The organism is Candidatus Roseilinea sp. NK_OTU-006 (assembly GCF_012931985.1).
Lineage (GTDB): Bacteria > Chloroflexota > Anaerolineae > J036 > Brachytrichaceae > JAAFGM01.
Genome location: NZ_JAAFGM010000113.1, coordinates 1 through 2,544, shown reverse-complemented (window position 1 = coordinate 2,544; position 2,544 = coordinate 1). Strand labels below are relative to the sequence as shown.

At 68.6% G+C, this 2,544-nt stretch carries 1 protein-coding gene; it reads right to left on the bottom strand.

Annotated features, from left to right (window positions below):
• Positions 1–243: 243 nt before the first annotated feature.
• Positions 244–2,424, bottom strand: coding sequence for an alpha/beta fold hydrolase (locus tag GXH28_RS15945; protein ID WP_169239988.1), 2,181 nt, complete (start codon positions 2,422–2,424; stop codon positions 244–246).
• Between the last annotated feature and the right edge of the window lie 120 nt (positions 2,425–2,544).

Here is a 2,544-nt window from a genome sequence, read left to right as displayed (position 1 = left end):
CGCGCTGGGATGAATCCCAGCGCTGAGCATGCGGGCAAGCCGCGCGCATCCCCCGTCGGCTCAGCCCGGGCGTTTACGCCTGGGCGGGTCTCATCGAAAGTCAAGACACACCGGCAACCGATGAATACATATGCAGCCCAGCCTGGCTTCCATGCCGTCCACTTTGCCTCCGCCGCGCAAAAAGTCACCCACTTTTCTGCGCTATACCCCACACCGCCGACACGATTGACACCCACTTCTGCCCTACAACAACATCCCCAACGACCCGAGCGCGCCGAGGCAAACGGCAGCGGCGACCACCAGCAGCGCACGGTTGATCCGCCGCAACCAGCCCCATCGGCGCCAACCGGCGACGACGCCGATCGCCATCAACGCCGCCAACACCAAGGCGATCGGCGGCAGCAGGAAGAGTGACCGCGCTGGAGCAGGCAGGCCAAATAAGAACAGGTAGCTCTCCTTCGAGATCAAGTCAGCCACCATCACGCCGACCATCCCCACGAAGTAGGCCAACACCGCGCCGCAGAGCAGCGTGAACCACGGGTTGAGTTTGGCCGGCCACGGCAGGTTGCGCGCCTCGCGACCGGTCAGCTTGCGCACCAGCCACGCCAGCGGAATGGTCACCCAGGCGCTCAGCAAGGCGAGCAAACCCAACCCCAAGGCGGCCAACTCGCGCCGACCGCGCTCCGAGAGTGCCGTCAGCCGGATCAGCGATGAGATGGGCACGATCTCGTCCGGCGCAACGAAGGCCGGCGCGTCGAGCGTCGCCAGGCAACCGGTAGCGTCCGGCTCGGCCGTGGGATCGGCAATGAATGCTGCAACGATCCGGTTCGCGCATGGTTCGCTGCGGAAGGCACCATGGCCGACGTTGGGGAAGACGAAGTGCCGCGCCCGCGCCAGCGTCGCCGCCACGCGGTCGGCGTTGGCCGGCGGGGTGATCGGGTCGAAGCGGCCGGACAGCAGCAGCGCCGGCACATCGCTGCGCACCGGTGCATTCGCGTCGGCCGGCAGCGGATCCACGCCCCACAGCCGGCACAGCTCGACGAAGTCGCGCTGGTCACGCGCGTTGCGCCGGGCTACCTCCGGCCGCAGGCCGGAATCGTCCACGGTCTGCTCGATCAAGCCGGCATCCTCGGCGCACATCACGGAGAAATATATGCCGCTGTTCACTGAGCGATCGAAGACGAACAGACTGCCCAGGTTGCCGGCCGGCGCGTAGTCGCCCCGCGCCGCGCGGGCCATCACGTAGGGCAGGAAGGGCAACAATTCGGTGGCGTAGAGCGCCTGAAAGACGAGGCTCTGCAGCGCGTCGCCATCCAGCACGGCGTCGTAGCCCTTGCCGGTTTGCAAGTCGAACATGAACGTGCGGGCTGGCCGGTTGTTCAGACGCGCCACGGCGTCGAAGTAGTCGCGCTCAAGGTTGGGATAGGCGGCGGCGCAGCGCGGGTCGGCGGCGCACGCGTCGAACAGCTCGGTCAGCGCGCGGTCTTCCGAGCGGCCGCTCTCCGGGATGAAGCTGCTCTCGAGCGGCGCGACGGCGTCCAGGATCACGCTACGCAGGATGTCGGGATGGTCACGCATGACGTGCTGCGCCAACAGCGTGCCGTAGGACACGCCGTAGAAGTTGATCTTGTCGTAGCCCAGCGCGCGGGCCAGCGCGGCGACGTCGGCGGCGTTCTCGGCGCTGTCGAAGGCCGATAGGTCGGCGCCTTCGCGAATCAGGCGTTGCCGGCACTGTTCGGCGGCTTCCAGCGAACGCCGGCTCATCTCGTCGGGCGTCAGGTCTTGCTCGATCGTGTCAATCGTCAGGCGGTCGAGTTCGTCGCAGGCCAGCGCCGGCCGGGTGTGGCGCGTGCCGCGCTGGTCGAACAGCACGATGTCGCGCCCGGCGCGGATCGGGCTGTCCTTCATCTCCTCCAAGTAGCTCTCGATGGTGCTGCCGCCGGGGCCGCCTTGCGCCATGAACAACGGGTCGGGGAAGATGCCGGGCGAATTGGCGCGCAGCACCACCACGCCCAGCTCGATCTTCGGCCCGAGCGGATCGGCGTAGCGCGCCGGCACGGTCAGCCAGCCACAGTCGGTGTTCTCGTCGAACTCCGGCGGCGCTGCTGGCGGAGCGACCACGACGACGTCCTCGCATCGCTCGGGCGCGAACGAGACGCCGTCCGGCTGCGCGGGTGGCGTGCCCGGTTGCGACGCGCGCGCAGGCAGGTGTGCACCAAGCGTCGCGGCGAGGAAGAAGAGCGCGATCGCGAGGAGGGCGAAGTTGTCCATGCCGCCGACGAAGAACTGCGGCACCACCTCGAGCGGCACCCCGGGCCGGAACAGCAGCAGGCTCGCGAGCGAGGCGGCCAGCAGCGCGAACACCAGCGGCACGCCGAGCATCGCCAGGCCCAGCATGGTGCCGAGCAGCACCGCGAGCGTCACGGCGCGCGCCTCTCGTCCTCCTCCGGCCCGAGCGCGAGATCGAGCAGGATGACGGCGATCCAGAGCGCGGTGGCGACCACGACCGCGGCGTAGAGGTACTGCAGCGAGAGCCCGAGCGCG